This is a genomic window from Nocardia beijingensis NBRC 16342 (genome assembly GCF_001612785.1).
Lineage (GTDB): Bacteria > Actinomycetota > Actinomycetes > Mycobacteriales > Mycobacteriaceae > Nocardia > Nocardia beijingensis.
The window spans coordinates 21,064-41,464 of sequence record NZ_BDBC01000032.1; the positions used below are offsets into that span (position 1 = coordinate 21,064).

The following is a 20,401-nucleotide window of genomic DNA, read 5'->3' on the forward strand; positions in this document are numbered from 1 at the left end:
TAGACTGATGGGGCTCGGGAACTATCGCAACGCCGCTTCGATCTGTATTCGTTGCGGTGAGGCTGACGTTGCCAACAAAGCGGGGGCGATTCATGACCGGCGATTTCGTTGCCGACGGCCCGGCACTGACCGGTTTCCGGGTGCGCGCGAGTGCTCCTGAGGTGAGCCCGGCGCCGATTGCGCGGGACTGGATGTCTGCGACCCGGAGTGGTTGGGCGAACCGGTGTCTGCCGATGCTCATGGCGAATCAGAGCGGGTGGGTGCTGCGCAATGCGTGTGCTGTGAGCGCGGTGTGGACGGGGGAGGAGGGCCCGAGCGGTGTCAGCGTGATCGCGGACCCGTCCGACGCCGAGGAGCTGGTACCGACCAGCCATTTCGGGTACGGAATTCTGACCTGGCACATCCCGATCGTGTTCCGTACCCCGCCGGGCTACGACCTGCTGGTGCGCGGGCCGGCCAATTGGCCCAAGGACGGGCTCTACGCGCTCGAGGGACTGATCGAAACCGACTGGGCGAGCGCGAGCTTCACCATGAACTGGAAGTTCACCCGGCCGATGACGCCGGTGCGCTTCGCGCTCGGCGAGCCGATTTGCATGATCGTCCCGCAGCGGCGCGGGGAACTCGAGGAGTTCACCCCGTGCATCCGGCCGATCGAGTCCGAGCCCCAGGTGGAGCGGGAATACCGGACGTGGAATTCCGCGCGGACGGCCTTCATGCAAGCGACTCGGGAGACCGCCCCGTCGGATCGGCTGCGCTGGCAGGGCGACTACCTCCGCGGCCGCCATGTCGACGGTGCGACGACCCAGGTGGACCATCGGACGCGCCGCCGCCTGCGTCCTTTCACCGATACGGATCTCGAGCAGCCCTAGCGGCTGAGTCGGGTTACTGCCCCGCCTATCACCGAGGAGAGTGCAATGCCGTTCGAAGCTCGTCGTTTACGTGTCCAGATTCCCTGTGGCGGAGGAGGTTCGCTGCTGGCGGCCGGTTGCGATGCCGGGTGCAGCGACTCCCCGCAGTCCGCGTTCTGCCCGCCTCCACCGCCACCGGGCTGCGACGCGGGGACCTCGAAGATACCGCCGCCCCCGCCGTGCGGCGTGCCGAGCCAGTTCCTGGAGTTCGACCAGAACCTGCTGCGCGATCCACTGGTCGATCAGTTGTTGCTGCAGCGCGACCCCGCCGCGGTGGTCCTCGACGCCGATGAGCTGCCGCTGCTCAAGCAACATCTGCGGTTGCGGCTGCAGATGGCCGAGCTCGCCGAGGGCTCGGTCGCCCAGGCCAAACGCCGCATCCAGGACCATCTCGACGACATCGACCGCATCGAGGACAATTTGCGCCAACAGCAGCCCCCCGACAGCCCCCAGCCGCAATGACGGCGCCGCAGGCCATCACCGGGTCCGCTGTGATCTCGGGGCTGGAAAGCGGGATACTCCGATTCAACCCCGACTACGACCTGGTCCCGCTCGAGGGGTTGGCCGACTCCGAGCGCGCCCTGCTCGACGCCGCGGGCGGAGACCCGCACCTGTACGGGGTGTTGCGGCCGCGACCGGGATCCGCGCTGGCGGTGCGCACCGCGGACTGCGACACCGCCCTGCTCGCGCACACCCTGCGCGCGCCGGGGCCGATCCCAGGCTACGTCCGGCGCCGACTGGGGTCGCGTACCGATGCGACCATCACCGCTCTGGTCCTCGACGGAGTCCTGCAGCTGCGATCGGGGTCGTGCTTCGTGTGCGGTCCCGATGCGGCGGCCACGATCGCTGCACCGGGTGCCGGGACATCGGTGTGCTCGGCGTTGTCCGGGGCCGCTGTACGCTACGGCGGGCGGCTGGTGGGGCTGACCGAGCAGGAGCTGTCGAATCGGCTCTATGGGTACGGGCGCAAACCACCGTCCCCACGGCTGCGGCACCGGCTGGGCGATCCAGCCGCGGTCGAGGATTTCCTCGCACCGGAGGAAGCGGACTCGTGCTGGGCGGCGTGGCCGACCAGCGCCCGGACCGCGCAGTACTGGCGGTGCTGGGTCCGGCGCGACCATCCGCGGCCCGAGCGCTCCCGGCCCACCTTCAAGCTCTACGTCAGCCCGGGTATCGAGGCCGTGCCCGCGGTGCTGCCGCAGCTCCGTCAGGCCGCGGCACGGGCACACGGGGTCGTGGGATACAAGCTCGGCCGGGGGCTGTCCGGGTTGTGCCGCCCGGACAAGCTGATCGTGTATCTGCGGACCCAGGACGATCTTTGGGAACTCGCTGGCGAGCTCGCTGCCCGCCTCGGTGGGCTCGAACCGCACGGCGTGCCCTTCACCGGCGCGATCACCGCCGACGGCCTGCTGTCGTGGGGCTACGACCCTCCGGCCCCGGGCGGGGAGCCGATGAGCTGGCGTCGCTGGATCACCGACCGGCTCGCCGACTACCTGCTGGCGGCAGCCGGTACCGGGGCGACACCGCGCCAGGCCTGCCACCACGCGCTGACCAGGATCGAACTCGCCGGCGTCGACCCCCGAACGTGGTCGCCCCGCGAAACCCACTGGGCGGCGGGAGAAACGATCTGATGGGAATCCTGGACCTGTTCGTGATACCGGCCGACGTCGTCCTCACTCCGGTCAGCGACCTCGACACCGAAGTCGCCGCGCTGTTCGACAGCCGCCCCGGCGACCTCGGTATCGCCCGCCCGGCCACCCGCGGCGTCACCACGATCATCGACCCCGACACCGCCGCGCTGATCGAGTTCTTCCGCGAGCCCACCACGATCGTCGACGGAGTTCTCGCCTATTGCCGCCGGACCGGCGCCGACCCCGGAACCGTGCTCGAAACCTCTTACCCCGCCCTGACAACCCTGCGCGCCGAGGGCATTCTGGTTCCTGCGGCATCCGCTTCGGCTGAACCGATCGCCGCGTCGCTACCGGCCGGAACACCGATCGGCGCAGGCACCGTGGTCGCATCGGTCAAGGTGCTCGCCGACACCGAGGTCTACCGGATCCACATGCCCGGCCGCCGCGGCGCCGCGCTCAAGATCGCCGGTGCTGTCGCCACCGCCGCGGTCGAGGCGGGCCTCGCCCACGAAGCCAGGATCCTCGGCCTCGCCGTGCCGTCGACACCCACGCTGCTGGCACACGACGTGCTCGAGCGGCGGCGCTACCTCGTGATGGAGTGGTGCTACGGCGGCGACCTGTTCGAGGCCGCCGCTGTCGCGCGGCGGCTCGGCTCCCGCGCCGCACCCGAACTGCTCGACCTCGCCGCCCGGGTGCTCGACGCCTACGCCGATCTGCACGAACACGGAATCCTGCACGGCGACGTCCATCCGCGCAACGTTCTGGTCGGACCGTCCAACGAGATCACCGTGCTCGACTTCGGTCTGGCCGCCGCACCCGCGCACGCAATGCGCTCCCCGCTGCGCCGCGGCGGAATCGACCTCTACCACGAACCCGAACTCGCCCTGGCACTGCTCGCCGGCGCACCGGAACCCCCGCTGACCGAAGTCGGCGAGCAGTACTCGATCGCAGCGCTGCTGTACTTCGTCCTGACCGGCGCCCACACCCACGACTTCTCCATGGAGAAGACCCGCATGCTCACCCAGCTCACCGAGCAACCACCTCAGCCCTTCGCTCGACGCGGCGCCGACGCTCTCGTCGCGGTCGAACCGTGCCTGCGCCGGGCCCTGAGCCACCACCCCGGCGACCGATACCGCTCCACCCGGGATTTCGCCACCGACTTCCAGGCCGCTCTGGCCAGCCACCATGCACTACCACCCCGACGTGATCCCCGGGAACTCACCGCTGTCGTCGACCACGTCCGCGCCGGCCTCGAACCCGCCGGCGACCAGGTGCCGCATCTGGAGCCGCCGACCGCGTCACTGACCTACGGCGCGGCCGGGCGCGCCTATGCGCTGCTGCTGCTCGCCGAATCCCGGCACGACGAAGAGCTGCTCGCCCGGGCCGATGTGTGGATCACGCGCGCGCACAACGACATCGACGCCCGGGCGGCGTTCTTCAACGACGACACCGGTATCACCGCCGACGTCGTCGGACACTGCTCGCTGTTCCACCACGTCTGCGGCGTGCATTTCGTCCGGGCGCTGATCGCCCAGGCCCGCGGCGACACCGCCGCCGCCGACCGCGCGGTCCACGACTACATCCAGGCCGCGGCCACTGTCGGCCACGATGACGTCGCGTTCGGTCGCGCCGGGATCCTGCTCGGCTGCGCGCACCTGCTGACCCGCATCCACGACGACTCCGCCTCGGCCCTGCGCGCCCTCGGCGACCACCTCTACCGGCGGCTCCTCACCCTGATCGAGCCCGGCTCGTCGCCCTTGGACGCCGACGGCACCAGTCTGGGCATCGCGCACGGCCTCGCGGGGATTCTCTACGCCATCCTGCACTGGGCCCACGCCTGCGAGCTCCGGCCACCCGCAGGCGCGCTGCGCCATCACCTCGACGAACTGGCTGCCCTTGCGGTCCCGGCCGGGCGCGGCCTGCACTGGCCGCTGCGCCGCGGGGAACCGGCCATCGACGGTCCGCTCACCGCCAGCTGGTGCAACGGCAGCGCCGGACACGTGTTCCTCTGGTTACAGGCCCACCGCGCCTTCGACGACGCGCACTACGCCCTGCTCGCGCGGCTCGCAGGCTGGACCTGCCTGTCCCCACCGCCGGGGACCGCCACCGACGATCTGTGCTGCGGAACGGCCGGCCGCTGCTACGCCCTGCTCGCACTCGCCGCCGCCACCGGCGAGTACGCCTGGCTCGACCGCGCACGCGCCCTGGCCGACGAACTGACCCGCCGCCCCTTGCGCCTGCCCACTCCCACCAGCCTCTACCACGGCGAACCCGGCCTCGCGGTCCTCGCTACCCACCTCACCGACCCGGCCTACGCCTACATGCCCGTCTTCCAAACGCTCTGAACGACGTGAATCGCCACCAGAGCGGGGGAGTGTCTGATCTCCGGTAAATGCGACCTCGGTCTGACTGGCCGAGCCTGAGGGTTCGGTGGGAAGGATCGTTTGATGTCGGAGACACTCGAATCCGTGGTGGATGCGGTGGATCGCGAGGCTGGCCCGGCAGCTGGTGGCCCAGGCCAAACAGCTTCCGAACATCGTCAGGCGGGCGATCGGCGGGGTGGCCGGCCAGCTGGTGCGTTCGATCTTCGGAGATTTCCCGGTGCCGTCCAGGAGGGCCTGCTGGGGTTTCGTCCCGAATATTCCGCACACGAGTCGTGACCCACTGACGGGTTTCGCTGACCTACGGTTGCGCCGGTCGCTGTGGGTGAGGGTTGGTGCGGGTCGGAAACGTTCGTTTCTGACCCATCACGCCCACGGCGGCATGCGGCAGAACAGTGGCGTTCGCCGACATCCGTGAGAACTGCGCTGGGTTGCTTGGCGGGGGAGTCCTGGGCGATCGCCGCTCAACGCTGGGTTATTGCGCTGGCCTGCAATCCTTCTCGGCCAATGCCGCCCACGCGGCGATCAACAAATCGTAGGCGTCGACCACGATATCGTCGGGGATCCCGTCGGGGGTCAGTAGCTTCTGAACCAGAAGACCGTCTTCGAGGGCGTGCACTATGAGCGCCAGAAGAGCGGGATCGGCGGGAGGATGCGGTAATTCGTGGGTGATTCCGGTGGCGATGGCGTTGCGGGCGGTGAGTTCGCGTTCGGCCAGACGTGATCGCAGTTGGGGGTTGCGCAGGATGTGGAGTACGAGTTCGAGCCGTAATGCCAGCCATTCGTCGAGGTGACGGGCACGGGCGCGATTGAACTCGCGCAAAGGTTCCCGGTTGGTGTGGTCGAGTCGGGCGACTTCGTCGAGCTCGTGCTGTGTTCGTCGGGTGAGGAGTTCGAGTGTGAGTTCATGCTTGTCCGCGAAGTTGCCGTAGAAGGCTCCTCGGGAGTATCCGGCGCGTTCGGCTATCTGCTCTACCGAGGTGCCGTTGACACCCCGTTCGGCGAACAACTCCGCGGCGGCGTCGAGCAGCCGGTCCCGGGTCTGCTGTCGGCTCTCTTCGCGGCTGAGACGCTGATTCATATTCGATAGTGTATCTGAATACAGCTATGTATATTGCGCCGAGTGGAGCATTTATACGAGGCGACGGCCGTGCAGATCGCCGCAGCCGTGGCCGCGGGGGAGATCAGCGCGGTCGACGTGGTCAGCGCACATCTGGCGAGGATCGAGGCGGTCAACCCGGCAGTGAACGCGGTAACGAACGTGCTGGCCGACGGCGCTCTCGATGCCGCACGCGCGATCGACCGGCGGCGCGCGGCGGGCGAAGCGCTGGGCCCGCTGGCCGGGGTCCCGTTCACGGTGAAGGAGAACATCCATGTCGCGGGCTCGGCCACGACGATGGGTGTGCCGGCCATGCGGAACCTGGTGGCCGCCGCCGATGCGCCGCCGGTGCGCCGATTGCGCGCGGCTGGGGCGGTACCTATCGGCCGAACCAACCTGCCTGATCTGACGATTGCCGGTCTGCACACAACGAGCACGCTGTACGGCGATACGCGCAACCCGTGGGATCCGGATGGTCGGACACCGGGTGGGACGAGTGGTGGCGACGGCGTAGCGGTAGCCACCGGCATGGCGCCGCTGGGACTGGGAAACGATTCTGGTGGCTCGCTACGCAATCCGGCGACCTTCAATGGGATCACCGCACTCAAACCCACCTACGGCCGATTCCCTGCGGACCACCGAATCAGTGGTCGCGAACCGACACTGGCGTCACAACTGTTCCCAGTCGACGGTCCACTCGCTCGGTCGGTGGCGGATCTGCAGCTGGCGTTCGACGTACTCGCCGGTGCCGACGCGCAAGATCCCAGGGTCGTTCCCGCCCCGCTGGATGGTCCGCCGCTGAGCGGCCCCGTCACGGTCGGGCTGGTGACCGACCTCGATGGTGACCGAATGCATCCCGACGTGCGCGCCGGATTGGCCGCTGCGGCGGACGCCTTGGCCGATGCCGGCTACCGGATCGAAGAAGTGCAGGCACCCGCGCTGGCTGAGGCGCTGGCGGTCTATTCCGGATTGATCAGCACCGAATTCTCTTTGGTCTGGCCCACACTGCAGCCGCTGCTGAGCGAAACCAGTCGCCTGCACATGGAGTTGATGATGCGTCGGCAACCACCATCGGACCTGTCCGGCTACATCCAGCTGACCGCTGCGAGGCTAGGTGTGCAGCGCGTGTGGACGCAGTTCCTCGACCGGTATCCGCTACTACTCGGCCCGGTCTACACCGAATTGCCGCCACCACCATCGGTTCCGGTCGACGCGGACGAGCAGCAGCGAACGATGAGCCCGTTGCGCTTGTGCACGGCCACCACCCTGGTCGGAGTTCCAGCGGTAGCTGTTGCGGCTGGTGTGATCGGCGGGCTACCTCAGGGCGTTCAGGTCATCGGCCGGATGTATCGGGAAGACCTGTGCCTGACCGCGGCAAGCGCCATCGAGCAACGCTTGGGGGTGCTGACCCCGATCAACCCGACAGCGGCGGCCGAACAGCGAAGCACGCAGATCGGCTAGCCTGCTCCAGGCTGCTCAGACATGTGCATGCGTTGCCGAGGATTTCGTCGAGCACGTAGTGGGCTTCGCGGCGGGTGGTGATGATGACCTTGGTGCCGTAGGTGGTGTGCTGGTCCGTGACATGGGTGTAGGTCGACAGCCCCTCGGCGGCGAACCATTGATTGGCTACGCGAGCAGTGGTGGACTTACCGCGCGTAGGGAACCGTTGCCCGTCCGGCGACGACAACGTGCCGGTACCGCAAGCACTGGTCAGCGGCAGCCGCTGGTTGTAGCCGATGATCGCCAGATTCGCCGCCCGCCGCGCCTACCACACATACACACTCCGCTGTCCAGGCCAGGATGTCAGGCCTGCGCAGGAGGCCAGAAGTCCCGAGTAGGCGAACCTGGTCAGTTCACCGCCGGTCTGGGCGAGGAAATTTGCGCCGAGGCTGGGGCCCATGCCGGGCATCGACAGTGTCATTCAGCTCTCTGGCCTTCTCATCATCGATGACGTCACCGTTCCGATAATCGCGGCTGTCGATGGTGCGCTTCTTGTAGTCCAGCTGGGGATTCAGTAGAGCGAGGCCCAGGTCGTCTCGTCGCTTGGCGCAGTAGTAGGCACAGATGCCGCCGCCGAAGCTGGCGCCCAGCAGGCTGATCTGTCGCGCACCGCTCGCCTCTCGCAAGGAGGCAACGGCGACGCGGATGTCGTTGAGGATCATCGATAGCGTGAGTTCTTCCTGTCGTCCTTCGCTTTCGCCGTGACCGCGTAGATCGAAACGGAGCGACGCGACCCCCACTCCGCAAGGCCGTCAGGCCGTGGCAGACGGTGTGGAAGCCGCTACGCCGCCGCCGGCACCTGGGACCGGGTGCTGACCGCGCTGCTGGCGCTGGCCGACACCACCGGTGATCTGGACTGGGTTGTGTCGATCGACTCGACGATCGTGCGCGCGCATCAGCACGCCGCCGGCGCCCGCACCGCCGGCCCGGAGTGCGATTTATAAACCGGTCGACCACGGGCTTGGGCCGTTCGCGGGGCGGGCTGGCGACAAAGGCCCATGTGGCAACAGATGGTCACGGCCGCGGCTTGGCCGTGCTGATCACGCCCGGGCAGGCAGCGGACTCGCCGATGCTGCCCGCGGTGCTCGAGCAGGTGGCGGTGCCCCGGCTCGACGGTGGCCGACCCCGGCGCAATCCCGACACGGTCATCGCGGATAAGGCGTACTCGGCGGCTTCGAACCGGAACTGCTCGATCATGGCCGCGCTGGACCTCTTCGGCCGTCGGTGGACGCTGCGGATTCTCTGGGAACTGCGTGCGGGTCCGCTCGGTGCGCGCACGCTGCTGACACGGTGCGCAGGTCTGTCATCCAGTGTCCTCTACCAGCGGCTTCGCGAACTCATATCAAGCGGAATCATCGCCCCCGCGGCCGATGGCTACGAACCCACGATGTTGCCGCACGATTGCGGTCCGGGTTCGCGAGTTACGTTGTCGCCCTGCGACTTCCCACTGCTGGAGGAAGGTTCTCAGATTTTTCTGAGGTAGCCCCGATACGTTTTGTCCAGTTTGCCCTATGTCAGACAAGCAACTCAGGGAGCTGTATGCCTGCCATGAGCCTCACCGCGCCGCATCGCGCGCTCGTTCTCGCCTACGGATCATTGCTCGCAACTGTTGCGGGCTTCGTCAATGCCGTGGCCCTCCTGACTTTAGCCGTCCCGGTTGCCAATGTGACCGCGACCACAACGCAGCTGGGGATGGACGCTGCCAGCCCGTGGATGTTCGAAACAAGCCTGCTCGCCGCGATCATCATCGGATTCCTGGTGGGAGCCGCGTCGGCCGGTGCGGTGCTGGCGCCGGCGAAAACACATGCGGGAGCTCGGCACAGCGCCATCATGACCGGTGAGGCGTTGCTGCTGTTTCTCGCCTTCACCTGGTCGGGAGACGTGCTGTCGATCTTCCTCGCCGCGCTCGCCTGCGGGCTGCAGAACGGAACGAGTTCCAGTTTGCGGACGATGCAGATCCGCACCACCCACTTCACCGGCACCATTACCGACCTCGGCCTGCTGATCGGGCGTTCACGACGGCACCGTTTCGACAGTTGGCGGGCCGCAGTGCTGTCGGCCACGGTCATCACGTTCATCTCTGGCAGCGTCGCGGGCACCATCCTCGCCAACCGGATCGGCGAGGCGGCACTGCTGTTGCCCGCCGCGGTCTGCGTCCTCATCGCCGTGGCCGGTCTCGCCTACGACCGTCAACGTCCCGTGCTCGCGTCGCCGGCCGAATCCGGACCAACAACCGCCGATCGCGAGGGGCCGGAACTTCGACGAGCCGGAGTTTCATAACAGCGAACCGGAGGATGGCCTGCGTGAAGGAGACACAGGCCCCGTGTCCGGCGAGCAGGCCGTTATCGACGGTGGTTGGGGCCGACGTTGACCGCGTTCCATTTCTGCGGCGCCGACTCCGACGTCGTCGACGGCGTGCTGCTCGAGCTGAAAACGCGACTGGGTGCCGTTACCGAGTCCGGGCGGGCGAACTCGCCGGCGCAACATCGACTCGCCACGCCGAATTCCGGAGATCAGCACGGCACAGCGACAACAACGCCGGTGCCGACCGTTGCGGCTGCACGATTTCGGCCAAGGAAATGAGCACTCCACGGCTGTCGACTGCGGTGGAGTGTGGTGGCCATGAAGCAATCGTGTGAGGCTGAGCGCGAGTCGCTCGGTGATGGCGAGACGGCGGAGCGCGTAGTCGACTACCGGTTCACTCTGGCGGCCGAGCGAACATTCCTGGCTTGGATTCGCACCGCATTGGCACTCCTGGCAGGCGGCGTCGCTGTGCACGAACTGGTGCGGACCTTCGCGACTCCGGCGATCGCGGTGCTGGCGACAGCGGCTATCGGGCTTGCCACCGCGGTGGCGGTCGGCGCGTACCTGCGCTGGCGGGCGATCGACAGCGCCATCCGCCGAGACCGTCCACTCCCGAGTTCGATTCTCATTCCGGCGCTTGCCGGTGCGGTAACGGTGCTCTGCGTGCTGGCCGGCGTGGCCGTGGCCACGGCGTGAGCAGCCCTGGCCGGGATCCGGGGCTGCAAGCCGAGCGCACCGCGTTGGCCTGGCGGCGCACCGCGGCGTCGGCGATGGCTGTGGCGCTGTTGCTGGTGCACTTCTCCCTGCGATGGGGGAACGCGCCGACGGGTGTCATACCCGTGGTGGTGGCGGCTGCGGCGCTCGCGATTCTCGCGGTCGCTGCGTACCGCCGAGGGCGACGGCTGCAGGTCGATTACAGCGGAATGGTCCCAACGGTGGCGCTATCGACCGCGACGGCGATCGTGGCGTCGTCCGCGGTAGTGATCGTTGCAGTCGTCTTGCGGTGACGTTGACCACACGAACGATAGGGCGTGATACTGTAGTCGAGTGACTACAACGCAGTCGATCACGGGCGCATCCCCGCGCGGTGGTCCGGTCGGTCCGCCCGCGAGAGTGCGCCGACAAGGTTCATGCTTCGCCGACGTTCGCTCGTCGCGCTTCGACCCGCTGATAGGCCTCGGCGAAGATGACCTTCGCCATCAGCGCGGGCTCGATTTCCGCCCGCCGGCCGAACACCTCCCCGTAGCAGTCCTGGACGACGCGGTTGTCCGGGTCGGCGTGATAGGCGGTTTCGGCGAGATGGCACGCGAGTCGAATATTCGTTTCGGTCAGCTCGCGTACCCGTTCGACCAGTTTGTCCACGCCTCCGGCCAAGGTGGCGTATTCGATGGCGCGGTCTCGCTTCGGCGCGGGAAGCAGGTTCGCAAGGTTGCCGTCCCACCAGCCGCTGTAGCGGCGGATCACGTTGCGGCAGATGAATTCCGGTTTGTCGTAGATGGCGGGCAGGCGGGGGTGGGCGGCCAGGTGATCGGGAATCCGCAGCGATTCGACGATGTCGTCGTGCAGTTGTCCGGCGTTCAGGCCCGTCAGTGCGTGGTCGAAGATATGGCGCAGGTAGGCGGAGATGGCCTTCAACTCGTCCTGGATGGCGTCCACGCCGCGCACCAGCGTGCCGTGACCGGGAATGATCACCTCCGGGATCAGCGCCGCCATCTCCTCGGCCGCGTCGGCCCACTCCTCGGCATACCGCTGCACCTTGCGGGGGTTGCCCGCATTGGGCAAATAGCCGGTGACGAGGTCGCCCGCGGCGATGACCCGCCGACGCGGCGCCCACACCCACGAGCAGTCGTCGGTCTCGCCCTTCCCATGCCGTACCACAAAGCGCTCGCCGCCGATGACGAGTTCGAGCGTGTCGCTGTATGTTTCGGTCGGCCACAGGAAGTCGGTGGGTTCGGAGGGCCAGGCTTTGCCTTCGGTTCCCCCTGGCATCTGCTTGTTGATGACCGCGTTGAGGCCGGGCGTTTTCATGTAGCGCTCGAAGTGCCCGATGAGGTTCTCGTGCGCGATGACGCGCGGCGTCTCGCCGGTTTCGAGGAAGGCCCAGTGGCCGAACGCGTGATCCACGTGCCCGTGGGTGTAGACGACGGTGTGCAGCGGTGCATCGGAGATGGAGCGCACCGCCCGCAGCAGTTCTCGGCCGTCGCCCGCCAGCCCGGTGTCGACCATGAGCAGACCTTCGTCCGTCTCGAAGACGCCGATGTTGGCCACGCCGGGCCGGATGTAGTAGGTGCGCGGCGCGGCGGTGACGATCTCCGCTTCGGCGCCGGAGGTATGGCCGCGAGAGAACAGGTGGGTCATCTGGTCGAGCGCGAACCCGAGGAAGGCCGCCTCGCCGGTGGACGAGGTGTGTTCGGGCACGGGCTGTGTCTGCGTCATTGGATGAACTTCCTGTCGAGAGAAGGCCGGATCGGCCGAGGACAGTGGGCTGTCCGGCGAGCGGAACCGCAGGACGAGGCCGACGGTAGGAGCGCGTGACCGGTGAGAGGTGGACGATTTCGTTGACTGAGACTGGTGCCGAGTCCCACGCCGACCGGGCGGCGACAGCGGCTGCCGCGTCCCGGTTTCGCCGGCGTCGCGGCCATGATCGGTGGACCGACGGCACGAACTCCGACGTGTTGCGCGCGGCCCGTGAACTGACGCCGTTGCTGCGCGAGCACACCGATCGGGCCGAACGCGATCGCACGCTGGCCCTTCCCGTCGTCGAGGCTTTGGCCGGCGCCGGGCTGGTCGGCATGCCGCGGCTGATCGGAGCCGCTGCCCCGGACCCGCTCGACTTCTTCGCGGCCATCCGGACGATCGCGGCGGCGTGCCCGTCCACCGGCTGGGCGACCGCACAACTGGGCATCGCCACGTGGCACGTGGCGCGGCTCAAATTTGCAGTGCGCGAGGAGATTTGGAGTACCGGTTCGGAGACGGTCGTGACGGTCTCCCATACGCCCGGCGGCAAGCTGGTGCCGGTCGAGGGCGGATACCGACTGGAGGGTGAGTGGCCGAATGTGCCCGCCGTGGAATACGCCGCGTGGGCGTGCCTGGTGGCGTTGACCACCGATGTCCAGGGCGAAGCGGTCGGACTCGCGACCGCGATCGTGCCGAAGTCGGATCTGATCGAGGGCGAGTACTGGAACACCACGGGTCTGCGCGGCACGGGCAGCAAGAAGGTGACGGTGCGACGCGCGTTCGTACCCACCCACCGGGTAAATGTCGCGGGACAGGCTGCAGGGATGGACGACGTCGGTCGGCTCAGCTCGCTGTACCGCTGTCCCCTCGGCATCGTCTACAGCATGGCCGCGTGCATGCCCGTCCTCGGTGCGGTGCAGGGTGCCTACCAGCAGCACCTCGAGCGGACCGGCCGGCGGTCGGCCCTCGGCTTCGCGGGCATGCGCTCGGTTGTCGACCCAGCGGTTCAGGCCGGGCTCGCACGCGGGCTGACCGAGATCGACGCCTCCATCTTGCAGGTCGAGCGTGATTTGAGAGAGGCAGTCACGCTCGCGGCAGATGGGGCACCGATCCCCGCGGAACTGCGACTGCGGACGCGCCGAGACCAGGTGCGGGCTACCGAACGCGCGGTCGAGGCAATGGACTTGCTCGTGCGCTCGGCCGGCTCCGAGGCGGTGCGGCAAGGTAGCGACCTGGAGCGAGTCTGGCGTGACATCCGCACCGCCGCCGCCCACATGGTGAACCAGAGCGAACCAGCTCTTCAGCTGTACGGCCGATGGGCGCTGGGGCTCGAGATCGATGGAATGGTGATGGTGTGATCGAACGAAATCACGGCGGGGCCAGCCATTTACGAACAGCCTTGGAGCGAAGTTCGGACAAACTCGACTCCGTCGCTCCGCCACAGTCGATGCTCGAGCGTATGACGCTCATTCTCGACGTATTCGACGATCGCTCGGTCCGGATGCGGCTGGACGAAGTGGTCGAGCACACCCACTTGCCCAGATCGACCTGCTACCGGATTCTCGAACAACTGGTGCGGCTGCACTGGTTGCGACAGCGGCCCAGCGGCTATGCACTAGGACCGCGCGCCATCCGGCTTGGCGGCCACGACGCCCACGACGATCTGCGCGTCGCGGCCCGACCGGTGCTCGAGGAGCTCCAGGCCCAGACAGGGGCGACGGTGTATCTCGGCGTACTGGACTTCGACGAAGTGGTCTACCTCGACCGGGTCGCGCACCCGCCGGTTTCCGTCTCCGTGCTCAGTGTCGGGCATCGCGCACCGGCGCACGCCACCGCGCTCGGAAAGGCCATGCTGGCGTCGCTCTCGCCCGAGGAGGTGGACGCGGTGCTCACTGGCCGACTGCGGCCGTGCACATCGGCCACCATTACCGAACTCCCAGTGCTGCGTGCGGAACTGCGGCGTATCCGCGGCCGCCGCGGGCTGGCCTTCGAACGGGAGGAACATCGTCGGGGAATGTTCGGCGTCGGAGCCGTCGTTCGAGTGGGGGACGGAATACCCGGCGCCCTCGCCGCGAGCGCAGCGGCTGGTGTCGCGCCCATCGAACGAGCGGCGCCTCTCGTCCTCGAGGCGGCCCGCCGGATATCGTTGCGGCTGGACCCGGACGCCGCCGCAGCCGCAGCGTCGCCGCCGTCCACCGCCGACGTGCTGGTCGGGCGGGTGCTGGCGTTACTCGGCGACGACGCCCTGCTGTAAGTGCAGCCGCTACCGGCCTGCTGACCCGCTAGCCGACCCGCTGCGCAGCCCACCGGCCGACCCGCTGGGCAACCGCAGTTGGGCATCCGGAACTCCTGTCCCATTCGGGTCGAGCAGCCCGTCGCCGTTCGCATAGGGGCTCTCACCCGGTGCCGATTGGAGAGTGACGAGGTACTTCCACAATCCGTCGGCAAGCGCTGCGCCGCCGCCCACGAGGGTGCCGGTAAGCCCGCCGGCCGCGGCGAACGCGCCGATCGCGGCGGGTACCGTGGCCAGGCACGCCGGGCCGATCACCAGGCAGGTGCCAAGGCCGATCACTCCGCCGAGTACAGCACCCAGTACGGTCCCCACGGCTGTGCCGATGAGCGGCCAGCGGGTGAGATTCGATGCCAGATCGTTGAGAGCGAGCTGATTCTCGAGTGGTGACGCGACCGGCGAAGCGACGTGGAGCCTCAGAGCGCCGAGGTCGGGAACCAGCGTCAACGTGCGGTTCTCGGCAGTGATCCGCTGCTCGATGCCCAGACGCTGCTCGCCGACGAGCACCGCCAACGGAATGGTGTCGACCACCTGCCCCGAGCTGTCGCGGACTTCGACCGACCGGCTGTCCCCGGATGCGGCGAATGTTCCACCGTCGAGCGTCGCCACCACTGACTCGCCGACAGCGGTGACGGTGTACTGGATCGGCTCGGCCGGGTCGGCGTGCGCGGGTGCACTCGACACCGCGATACCAGCGGTCAATGCGGCGGCCAAAAGCGCTGTGGGAATCGGCTTCCCGGCCATCGTCCGGAATGTCATCGGGTCTCCTCGGCGACGTCCGGCGTAGGCTGCGTCCGATTCGGCAGATGCGGTGCGTACTTGCTCTCTCCCGGAGGAGTTCGCAGGATCGTGACGTATTCGTACAGTGCGACGGCAGCGGTCGGGCCACCGGCGACTACCAGCCCCGTCAGGCCGCCGACCGCCCCGACCAGACTGACGATGGGCAGCACAGCGACCACACAACCGAGGCTGAGCACCACGCACGACGCCCCCGCGAGCGCGAGACCGACGCCGACGCCGATCGCCGCGCCGATGGCGGTGCCGACGAGGCTGCCGATAGAGGTGCCGATGCTCACCGAGTTGATGAGATCGTTCATGGCGAGCTGGTTCTCGAGTGGTGAGGCGACGGGCCGGACATCCTCGCGGCGAATTGATTCCAGATCGGGCGTCGATACCAGAGCGCTCCCGTCGACAGAGATCAGCTGGTGGATCGGGACCAGCTGCCCGTCCAGACGCAGTGTGGTGGGCAAGGCATCGAGTACCTGCCCAGTGGTGTCACGCACCTCGATCCGGGTGCCGTCTCCGGACAGAGCGAAGGTGCCGCCCGCGAGGGTCGTGGTGACCGAATCACCGGTGAGGGACGAGGAGTACGTCACCGGCGATGGCAGCGCGGGGGACGCGTCGGCGGAGGTCGACCCCGCGCCGACGACGGTCGCCGTGACCAGCGCGGCGAGGACGGACATGCTGCGTGGGTTCATGATGTTCCTTTACGGCCGAATCATTCGATCGGCCAACAGAATGTGAATGCTGTCACTTCGGACGGACTGTATTGGCCGGCGTCTTGTGTGGACGTCGAGGTTTCACTCAGTGGAACCGGAGGATCCGAGTGCGTGCCGCCGGCCAGAGCCGCTGCCTGAAGCATTCCGATCGGCGATGCGCAGCCGGTGTCGATGCCCGACTCGCCCGCAACCGCGTGACAAGGCTGGGCCGAGCGATTCGTGGGGCGGATGGCGGTTTCACTGACCGAAATCTCCGGCATGCGAGCGGAACAGGCATGTCATGTTGCGCCGTACCTTCCCCCAATCGACGAAGAGGTGCCATGTCCACTACGCCCACTGTCGGCGATGCCGATCTCCCCGCTCCCGAACAGGACACCGGGCGGCTCGACGGCGCGTCACGCCTGCGGATCTTCTCGGTGCTGGTGATCATCGTGCTGTACGTCGAGGTCGCGCCGATCCAGTTCACGATGATCTCCGCCGCCCTGCAGAAGATCGCGCCATCGTTCCCCGGCGCGGGACCCGATATCACCTGGGCATTGATTGTCTTCGGGCTGATCGGAGCGTCGGCCACACCGGTCATCGGAAAGATCAGCGACATCTGGGGGAAGAAGCGGGTTCTGCTGATCTGCGGCGCCTTGTTCGCTCTGGGCTGCCTCGTCACGGCCACCACCAGTAGTTGGCCGGTATTCCTGGCTGGTCGCTGCCTACAGTCCACGGCGGCCGCGATGGCGGTTGTCTCCTACGGACTCATCCGGGATCTATTGCCGCACAGGTATGTGCCGATCGGTCTCGGCGTCGCCGCGACCGGTCTCGGATTCTCCGCGGCGCTAGGGCCGATCGTCGCCGGTTATCTGGTCGACAACCACAGCTGGCGGGCTATGTTCTGGGTGTTGTTCGGCTACGTGGTCGCCATGATGCCGCTGGTGGCGGCAGTGGTACCGGAATCGAAGCTCCGAGTCGCCGGGCGCGTCGACATCATCGGCGCCGCACTGCTCTCCGGTGGTGTCGCCATGCTGTTGCTCTACGTGTCCAAAGGTCATGACTGGGGGTGGAGCGAGCCCGCCACGCTCGCCTGGCTGGTCGCCGGAATCGCGGCGCTGGTGGCCTTCGTGCTCGTGGAGCGCCGCTCCAGCACCCCGATCATGGATATGGGCCTGTTGTTCGCGCCTCGGGTGATTCTCGTGCTCGTCACCGCCGTCTTCACGTCCTGCCTGATCGGAGTGCACAGTTACGCCATCGCCTACATGGCGCAGACGCCGTCCCAGCCCGAGCTCGAAGCCCAGATCGCGGGCCGCACGGTCGCGCAAGTTTCCGAGATGGCAGGCCGGTCGGTCTCGCACGACATCGTGAAGGTGTCTCTGATACCGGGGTACAGCTACGGCGACGGCTTGTCACTGATGGAATTCGCCCTGCGCATCGGCGTGGTGCAGGGCCTGACCGCGATGATCTTCGGAGTCGTCGCCGGCTTCGTCGCGCGGCGTGTGGGTGCCCGCTTGCCGCTGCTGGCCGGACTGGTGCTGTTCATCGGGAGCACCATCGTGTTGGCCGTGCTGCCGCACACCTGGCAGGTGTTCGCGCTGTCCGGCATCGCGTTCGGCGCCGCCTTCGGCCTGTATTACGCGTGCATGCCGATTCTGATGGTGGAGGCCGTTCCGCAGGAACAGCAGGGCATCAGCGCCAGCATGCTCGGAGTGACCCAGAACCTCGGCGCCGCGGCCGGCACCGCCGTGATCACCGCCTTTATCGCCGCCCACCCGATCATCGCGAGTGTGAGCGTGGCCGGACGCACCCCACAGGCGAATCAGCTCACGAACGTCTTCGCCGACCGAGGCTATGAACTCGGCTTCTGGTTCGGCGTGGCGGCAGCGGTGTGCGGGCTCGCGGTCGCACTGGTGATGAAGCACGGGCGCACACCGGCGACCGGCGGAGCGCTGCTCCGGTGATCACTCGGAGGCCGACCGCGGTATCGATCTGCCACGCCCGCTGCGTCCACCGGTTGGCGGAGCGCAGAACCCGTCCATCACTTCGGAGGAGTCCGTTTCATGAGTAACCGTTTGTCCGGCCGGGTAGCACTGATCAGCGGCGGAGCGTCCGGCATGGGCGCCGCCCACGCCCGGGCCTTTCTGAATGAGGGCGCTGCGGTGGTGCTCGGCGATATCGCCGACGAGACCGGCGCCCGACTCGCCGACGAACTCGGAGACCTCGCGTTGTACGTCCATCTCGATGTCACCAGCGCCCAGGATTGGACGCACGCTGTCGCGGAAGCGGTCCGGCATTTCGGTGAACTCAACGTGCTGGTCAACAATGCCGGCATCCTCGACGGCGGCGAACTCGGCGTCTACACCGAGAAACAGTGGGAGCATGTGCTGGCAGTCAATCTGACGGGCACTTTCCTCGGATTGACCGCCGCCCGTGACGCGTTGGTCGCAGCACGCCCGTCGTCGGTGGTCAACATTTCCTCGGCCGCCGGCATCCAGGGCGTCGCGGGCATGCACGCCTACGCGGCGTCGAAGTTCGGGGTGCGCGGCTTGACGAAATCCGCTGCTCTGGAACTGGCCCCGCACGGAGTGCGCGTCAATTCGGTGCACCCGGGAGGCATCCTCACCCCCATGATCGGCGCGACAGGAGATCTCGATGTCGACCGGGCGGAAAACACCCGGGCGCGTCTGGGTCTGCCCGAGGAGGTGTCGAGTCTCGTCGTATTCCTGGCGAGTACCGAATCCAGCTACTGCAACGGCGCAGAGTTCGTCGTCGATGGCGGCATGACGGCCGGGGCCGCGGTCGGCTGAGCGATTTCCGGTCTTGGACGAACGGCGGGCCGCACAGGACGAACGCAGTCGATGGCCAGTGCGAACGCACTGGCCATCGGCTCGGAAACCGTTTCGCAACGGTGTCTTCTGGCGGCAACGGGAGTTGGTGAGTGGAGTGGCGATCAGCCGGTATCGCTGTGCGATCGATGCTGGTTCGTGGATTGCGCTGTCGCGCAGACCCATCGGGTGCGCTGAACTGGACGAAGAGGGAATAGACCAGCACGGCCGCGCCGGGACACCGTCAAGAGCGGGACGGAGTCGCCGTGAACGAGGCGCACCACCGCCAAGGTCGCCGCTGTGCCGATGGCTGCCACGACGCCACCGTGCGCACCGGCGATTTGGTATCCGATGAGGAACGCCAGTACCGGGCCGATGGCGTCGGCGCTGCGATCGAATCCGTCGAGCTCCTTGAACTCGGCGAACACCTCCGCCGCGGCCGACGCCGTACGACTCGTTCTCGTCACATCATCACTTTCGCCGGTCATTCGGGTCAGCGGCAGGGACGCGGTCCGGCGATGGATGCGCGTTCCATGACCCTGATCGCCGGCCAGTAGTCACTTGACGCATAGTGCTGCACCGCGCGGTTGTCCCAGAAGGCGACAGTGTGCGGTTCCCATCGCAGCCGGACCTGGTGCTCGGGGTAGTCGGCCTGGCGGCACAGCCGGTCGATCAGTTCCGCGCCTTCGTCGAGATCCATGCCGTCGACCCGGTCGACGAAGATCCTGTTGACGTAGAGGTGGCGGCGACCCGTTGCGGGGTGGGCGCACACTATCGGATGCCGGACCGACGGATACTGCACGCGCATCGCATCGCGCTGCTCCTCGGGCAGCGAATGCCCGAAGGCCTTGGTGAAGTCGTGAACGGCGTCGAGGGATTCGATCAGCTGCTTGGTCTCGTCGTCGAGTGCGTCGTAGGCGGCGTACATATCGGAGAACAGGGTGTCGCCGCCGACGTCCGGAACCGACAGGGCATGCAGGATCGCACCTATCGACGGCTCTCGGCGCCAGGTGACGTCATGGTGCCAGCTGTTTTCGAAACCGGTGACCTGAGCACTCTTCTCGAACCGGACCAGTTGGGGGTGGTCGGTATTGGACGGAATGAAGGGGTGCACCTCGAGGTTGCCGAAGCGGCGGGCGAAGGCGACGTGCTGAACGGGCGTCATCGGCTGGTCGCGGAAGAACAGCACCTTGTAGTCGTGCAGCGCCTGACGCATTTCGGCGATCACCTCGTCGGCGAGATCGGAGGTCAGATCGACGCCACTGATCTCGGCGCCAACGGTGGCCCCCATCTGGACTGCGTCGAAGTGCTGCCAGCGTAGCCCGGCCAAACGGTCGCGCTCGGCGGCGAGATGGGTGAACGGGCCGGTGATGAGCGGTGAACCCGGGAGCCGGACTGGATGGAGATCGAGTGCGGCGGCGGGTTCCTTGTCGGCGACCACGACAGTGTCTGTCATCGGGATGATCCTCTCGGATGAGCGAAACGGAGCGTGTGTAGTCAGTTGACTACAGCACGTGTGCGCTAG

20 protein-coding genes and 3 pseudogenes are annotated in these 20,401 nt (G+C 67.4%); 15 read left to right on the forward strand and 8 right to left on the reverse strand.

The genetic code is table 11. The annotated features are described in order from the left end of the window. Positions 1 to 92 precede the first annotated feature (92 nt). The 4 genes from NB3_RS19500 (at position 93) to NB3_RS35170 (ending at position 4,884) form a co-directional block, all read left to right on the forward strand. Positions 93 to 869, forward strand: coding sequence for a DUF6065 family protein (locus NB3_RS19500; RefSeq protein WP_067805270.1), 777 nt, complete (start codon positions 93 to 95; stop codon positions 867 to 869). Positions 870 to 1,094: 225 nt separating this feature from the next. Beyond that, complete coding sequence (locus NB3_RS19505) at positions 1,095 to 1,370, forward strand: hypothetical protein (RefSeq protein WP_067805273.1); 276 nt, start codon at positions 1,095 to 1,097, stop codon at positions 1,368 to 1,370. After that, complete coding sequence (locus tag NB3_RS19510) at positions 1,367 to 2,539, forward strand: hypothetical protein (protein WP_067805276.1); 1,173 nt, start codon at positions 1,367 to 1,369, stop codon at positions 2,537 to 2,539. Before NB3_RS19505 ends, NB3_RS19510 begins: the two co-directional genes overlap by 4 nt. Continuing rightward, the gene (locus NB3_RS35170; protein WP_067805279.1) at positions 2,539 to 4,884 is read left to right on the forward strand and encodes a lanthionine synthetase LanC family protein; all 2,346 of its coding nucleotides are present in this window, start codon (positions 2,539 to 2,541) and stop codon (positions 4,882 to 4,884) included. Before NB3_RS19510 ends, NB3_RS35170 begins: the two co-directional genes overlap by 1 nt. A 511-nt stretch (positions 4,885 to 5,395) precedes the next feature. On the opposite strand, the gene NB3_RS19525 is transcribed toward NB3_RS35170, so the two are convergent. After that, complete coding sequence (locus tag NB3_RS19525; protein WP_067805284.1) at positions 5,396 to 6,001, reverse strand: TetR/AcrR family transcriptional regulator; 606 nt, start codon at positions 5,999 to 6,001, stop codon at positions 5,396 to 5,398. 42 nt (positions 6,002 to 6,043) lie between these two features. Here NB3_RS19525 and NB3_RS19530 point away from each other — a divergent pair, with 42 nt between their 5' ends. Then, the gene (locus NB3_RS19530; RefSeq protein WP_067805606.1) at positions 6,044 to 7,480 is read left to right on the forward strand and encodes an amidase; all 1,437 of its coding nucleotides are present in this window, start codon (positions 6,044 to 6,046) and stop codon (positions 7,478 to 7,480) included. Positions 7,481 to 7,508: 28 nt separating this feature from the next. On the opposite strand, the pseudogene NB3_RS34260 reads toward NB3_RS19530, so the two are convergent. The 3 pseudogenes from NB3_RS34260 to NB3_RS36270 all read right to left on the reverse strand — a co-directional run. Then, positions 7,509 to 7,824: pseudogene (locus NB3_RS34260) on the reverse strand (Tn3 family transposase); the annotation flags it as partial. A 44-nt stretch (positions 7,825 to 7,868) separates the two neighbouring features. Continuing rightward, positions 7,869 to 7,940, reverse strand: a pseudogene (locus tag NB3_RS36835) (hypothetical protein); the annotation flags it as partial. A gap of 58 nt (positions 7,941 to 7,998) precedes the next feature. After that, a pseudogene (locus tag NB3_RS36270) lies at positions 7,999 to 8,259 on the reverse strand (alpha/beta hydrolase); the annotation flags it as partial. 69 nt (positions 8,260 to 8,328) lie between these two features. Here NB3_RS36270 and NB3_RS36840 point away from each other — a divergent pair. The 5 genes from NB3_RS36840 to NB3_RS19560 all read left to right on the forward strand — a co-directional run bounded on the left by NB3_RS36840 (position 8,329) and on the right by NB3_RS19560 (position 10,830). Continuing rightward, complete coding sequence (locus NB3_RS36840) at positions 8,329 to 8,463, forward strand: hypothetical protein (protein ID WP_371855922.1); 135 nt, start codon at positions 8,329 to 8,331, stop codon at positions 8,461 to 8,463. After that, complete coding sequence (locus NB3_RS36845) at positions 8,451 to 9,002, forward strand: transposase (protein WP_084823487.1); 552 nt, start codon at positions 8,451 to 8,453, stop codon at positions 9,000 to 9,002. The genes NB3_RS36840 and NB3_RS36845 overlap by 13 nt, the downstream gene beginning before the upstream one ends. A 65-nt stretch (positions 9,003 to 9,067) precedes the next feature. Continuing rightward, on the forward strand, positions 9,068 to 9,799 hold the full coding sequence (locus tag NB3_RS19550) for a YoaK family protein (RefSeq protein WP_244891980.1): 732 nt from the start codon (positions 9,068 to 9,070) through the stop codon (positions 9,797 to 9,799). Between the two features lie 342 nt (positions 9,800 to 10,141). Next, complete coding sequence (locus NB3_RS19555; protein WP_067805289.1) at positions 10,142 to 10,519, forward strand: YidH family protein; 378 nt, start codon at positions 10,142 to 10,144, stop codon at positions 10,517 to 10,519. After that, positions 10,516 to 10,830: a DUF202 domain-containing protein gene (locus tag NB3_RS19560; RefSeq protein WP_067805292.1), complete on the forward strand. Its 315-nt coding sequence runs from the start codon at positions 10,516 to 10,518 to the stop codon at positions 10,828 to 10,830. Before NB3_RS19555 ends, NB3_RS19560 begins: the two co-directional genes overlap by 4 nt. A gap of 121 nt (positions 10,831 to 10,951) precedes the next feature. On the opposite strand, the gene NB3_RS19565 is transcribed toward NB3_RS19560, so the two are convergent. After that, positions 10,952 to 12,259 (reverse strand): alkyl sulfatase dimerization domain-containing protein, encoded by a 1,308-nt coding sequence (locus tag NB3_RS19565; protein WP_067805295.1) that lies wholly within the window; start codon positions 12,257 to 12,259, stop codon positions 10,952 to 10,954. A 122-nt stretch (positions 12,260 to 12,381) separates the two neighbouring features. Here NB3_RS19565 and NB3_RS19570 point away from each other — a divergent pair, with 122 nt between their 5' ends. Next, on the forward strand, positions 12,382 to 13,638 hold the full coding sequence (locus NB3_RS19570) for an acyl-CoA dehydrogenase family protein (RefSeq protein ID WP_157111879.1): 1,257 nt from the start codon (positions 12,382 to 12,384) through the stop codon (positions 13,636 to 13,638). Between the two features lie 101 nt (positions 13,639 to 13,739). Then, complete coding sequence (locus NB3_RS19575) at positions 13,740 to 14,534, forward strand: IclR family transcriptional regulator (RefSeq protein ID WP_169810714.1); 795 nt, start codon at positions 13,740 to 13,742, stop codon at positions 14,532 to 14,534. A gap of 9 nt (positions 14,535 to 14,543) precedes the next feature. Here the strand turns inward: NB3_RS19575 and NB3_RS19580 are convergent, their stop codons facing one another. Both NB3_RS19580 and NB3_RS19585 read right to left on the reverse strand, forming a co-directional pair. Beyond that, the gene (locus tag NB3_RS19580) at positions 14,544 to 15,329 is read right to left on the reverse strand and encodes a DUF8020 domain-containing protein (RefSeq protein WP_067805301.1); all 786 of its coding nucleotides are present in this window, start codon (positions 15,327 to 15,329) and stop codon (positions 14,544 to 14,546) included. Then, complete coding sequence (locus tag NB3_RS19585) at positions 15,326 to 16,048, reverse strand: DUF8020 domain-containing protein (protein WP_067805304.1); 723 nt, start codon at positions 16,046 to 16,048, stop codon at positions 15,326 to 15,328. The genes NB3_RS19580 and NB3_RS19585 overlap by 4 nt, the downstream gene beginning before the upstream one ends. Before the next feature lie 341 nt (positions 16,049 to 16,389). Between NB3_RS19585 and NB3_RS19590 the strand changes: the two genes are divergently transcribed. From NB3_RS19590 to NB3_RS35175, 3 genes are all read left to right on the forward strand, one after another. Then, on the forward strand, positions 16,390 to 18,012 hold the full coding sequence (locus tag NB3_RS19590; RefSeq protein ID WP_067805306.1) for an MFS transporter: 1,623 nt from the start codon (positions 16,390 to 16,392) through the stop codon (positions 18,010 to 18,012). A 99-nt stretch (positions 18,013 to 18,111) separates the two neighbouring features. Then, positions 18,112 to 18,858 (forward strand): SDR family oxidoreductase, encoded by a 747-nt coding sequence (locus NB3_RS19595; protein ID WP_067805309.1) that lies wholly within the window; start codon positions 18,112 to 18,114, stop codon positions 18,856 to 18,858. Between the two features lie 284 nt (positions 18,859 to 19,142). Further along, a complete protein-coding gene (locus NB3_RS35175; RefSeq protein WP_157111880.1) occupies positions 19,143 to 19,433 on the forward strand; it encodes a hypothetical protein in 291 nt (96 codons plus the stop codon). Here the strand turns inward: NB3_RS35175 and NB3_RS19605 are convergent. Beyond that, the gene (locus NB3_RS19605; RefSeq protein WP_067805313.1) at positions 19,370 to 20,332 is read right to left on the reverse strand and encodes a TauD/TfdA dioxygenase family protein; all 963 of its coding nucleotides are present in this window, start codon (positions 20,330 to 20,332) and stop codon (positions 19,370 to 19,372) included. The genes NB3_RS35175 and NB3_RS19605 overlap by 64 nt on opposite strands. Positions 20,333 to 20,401: the final 69 nt, after the last annotated feature.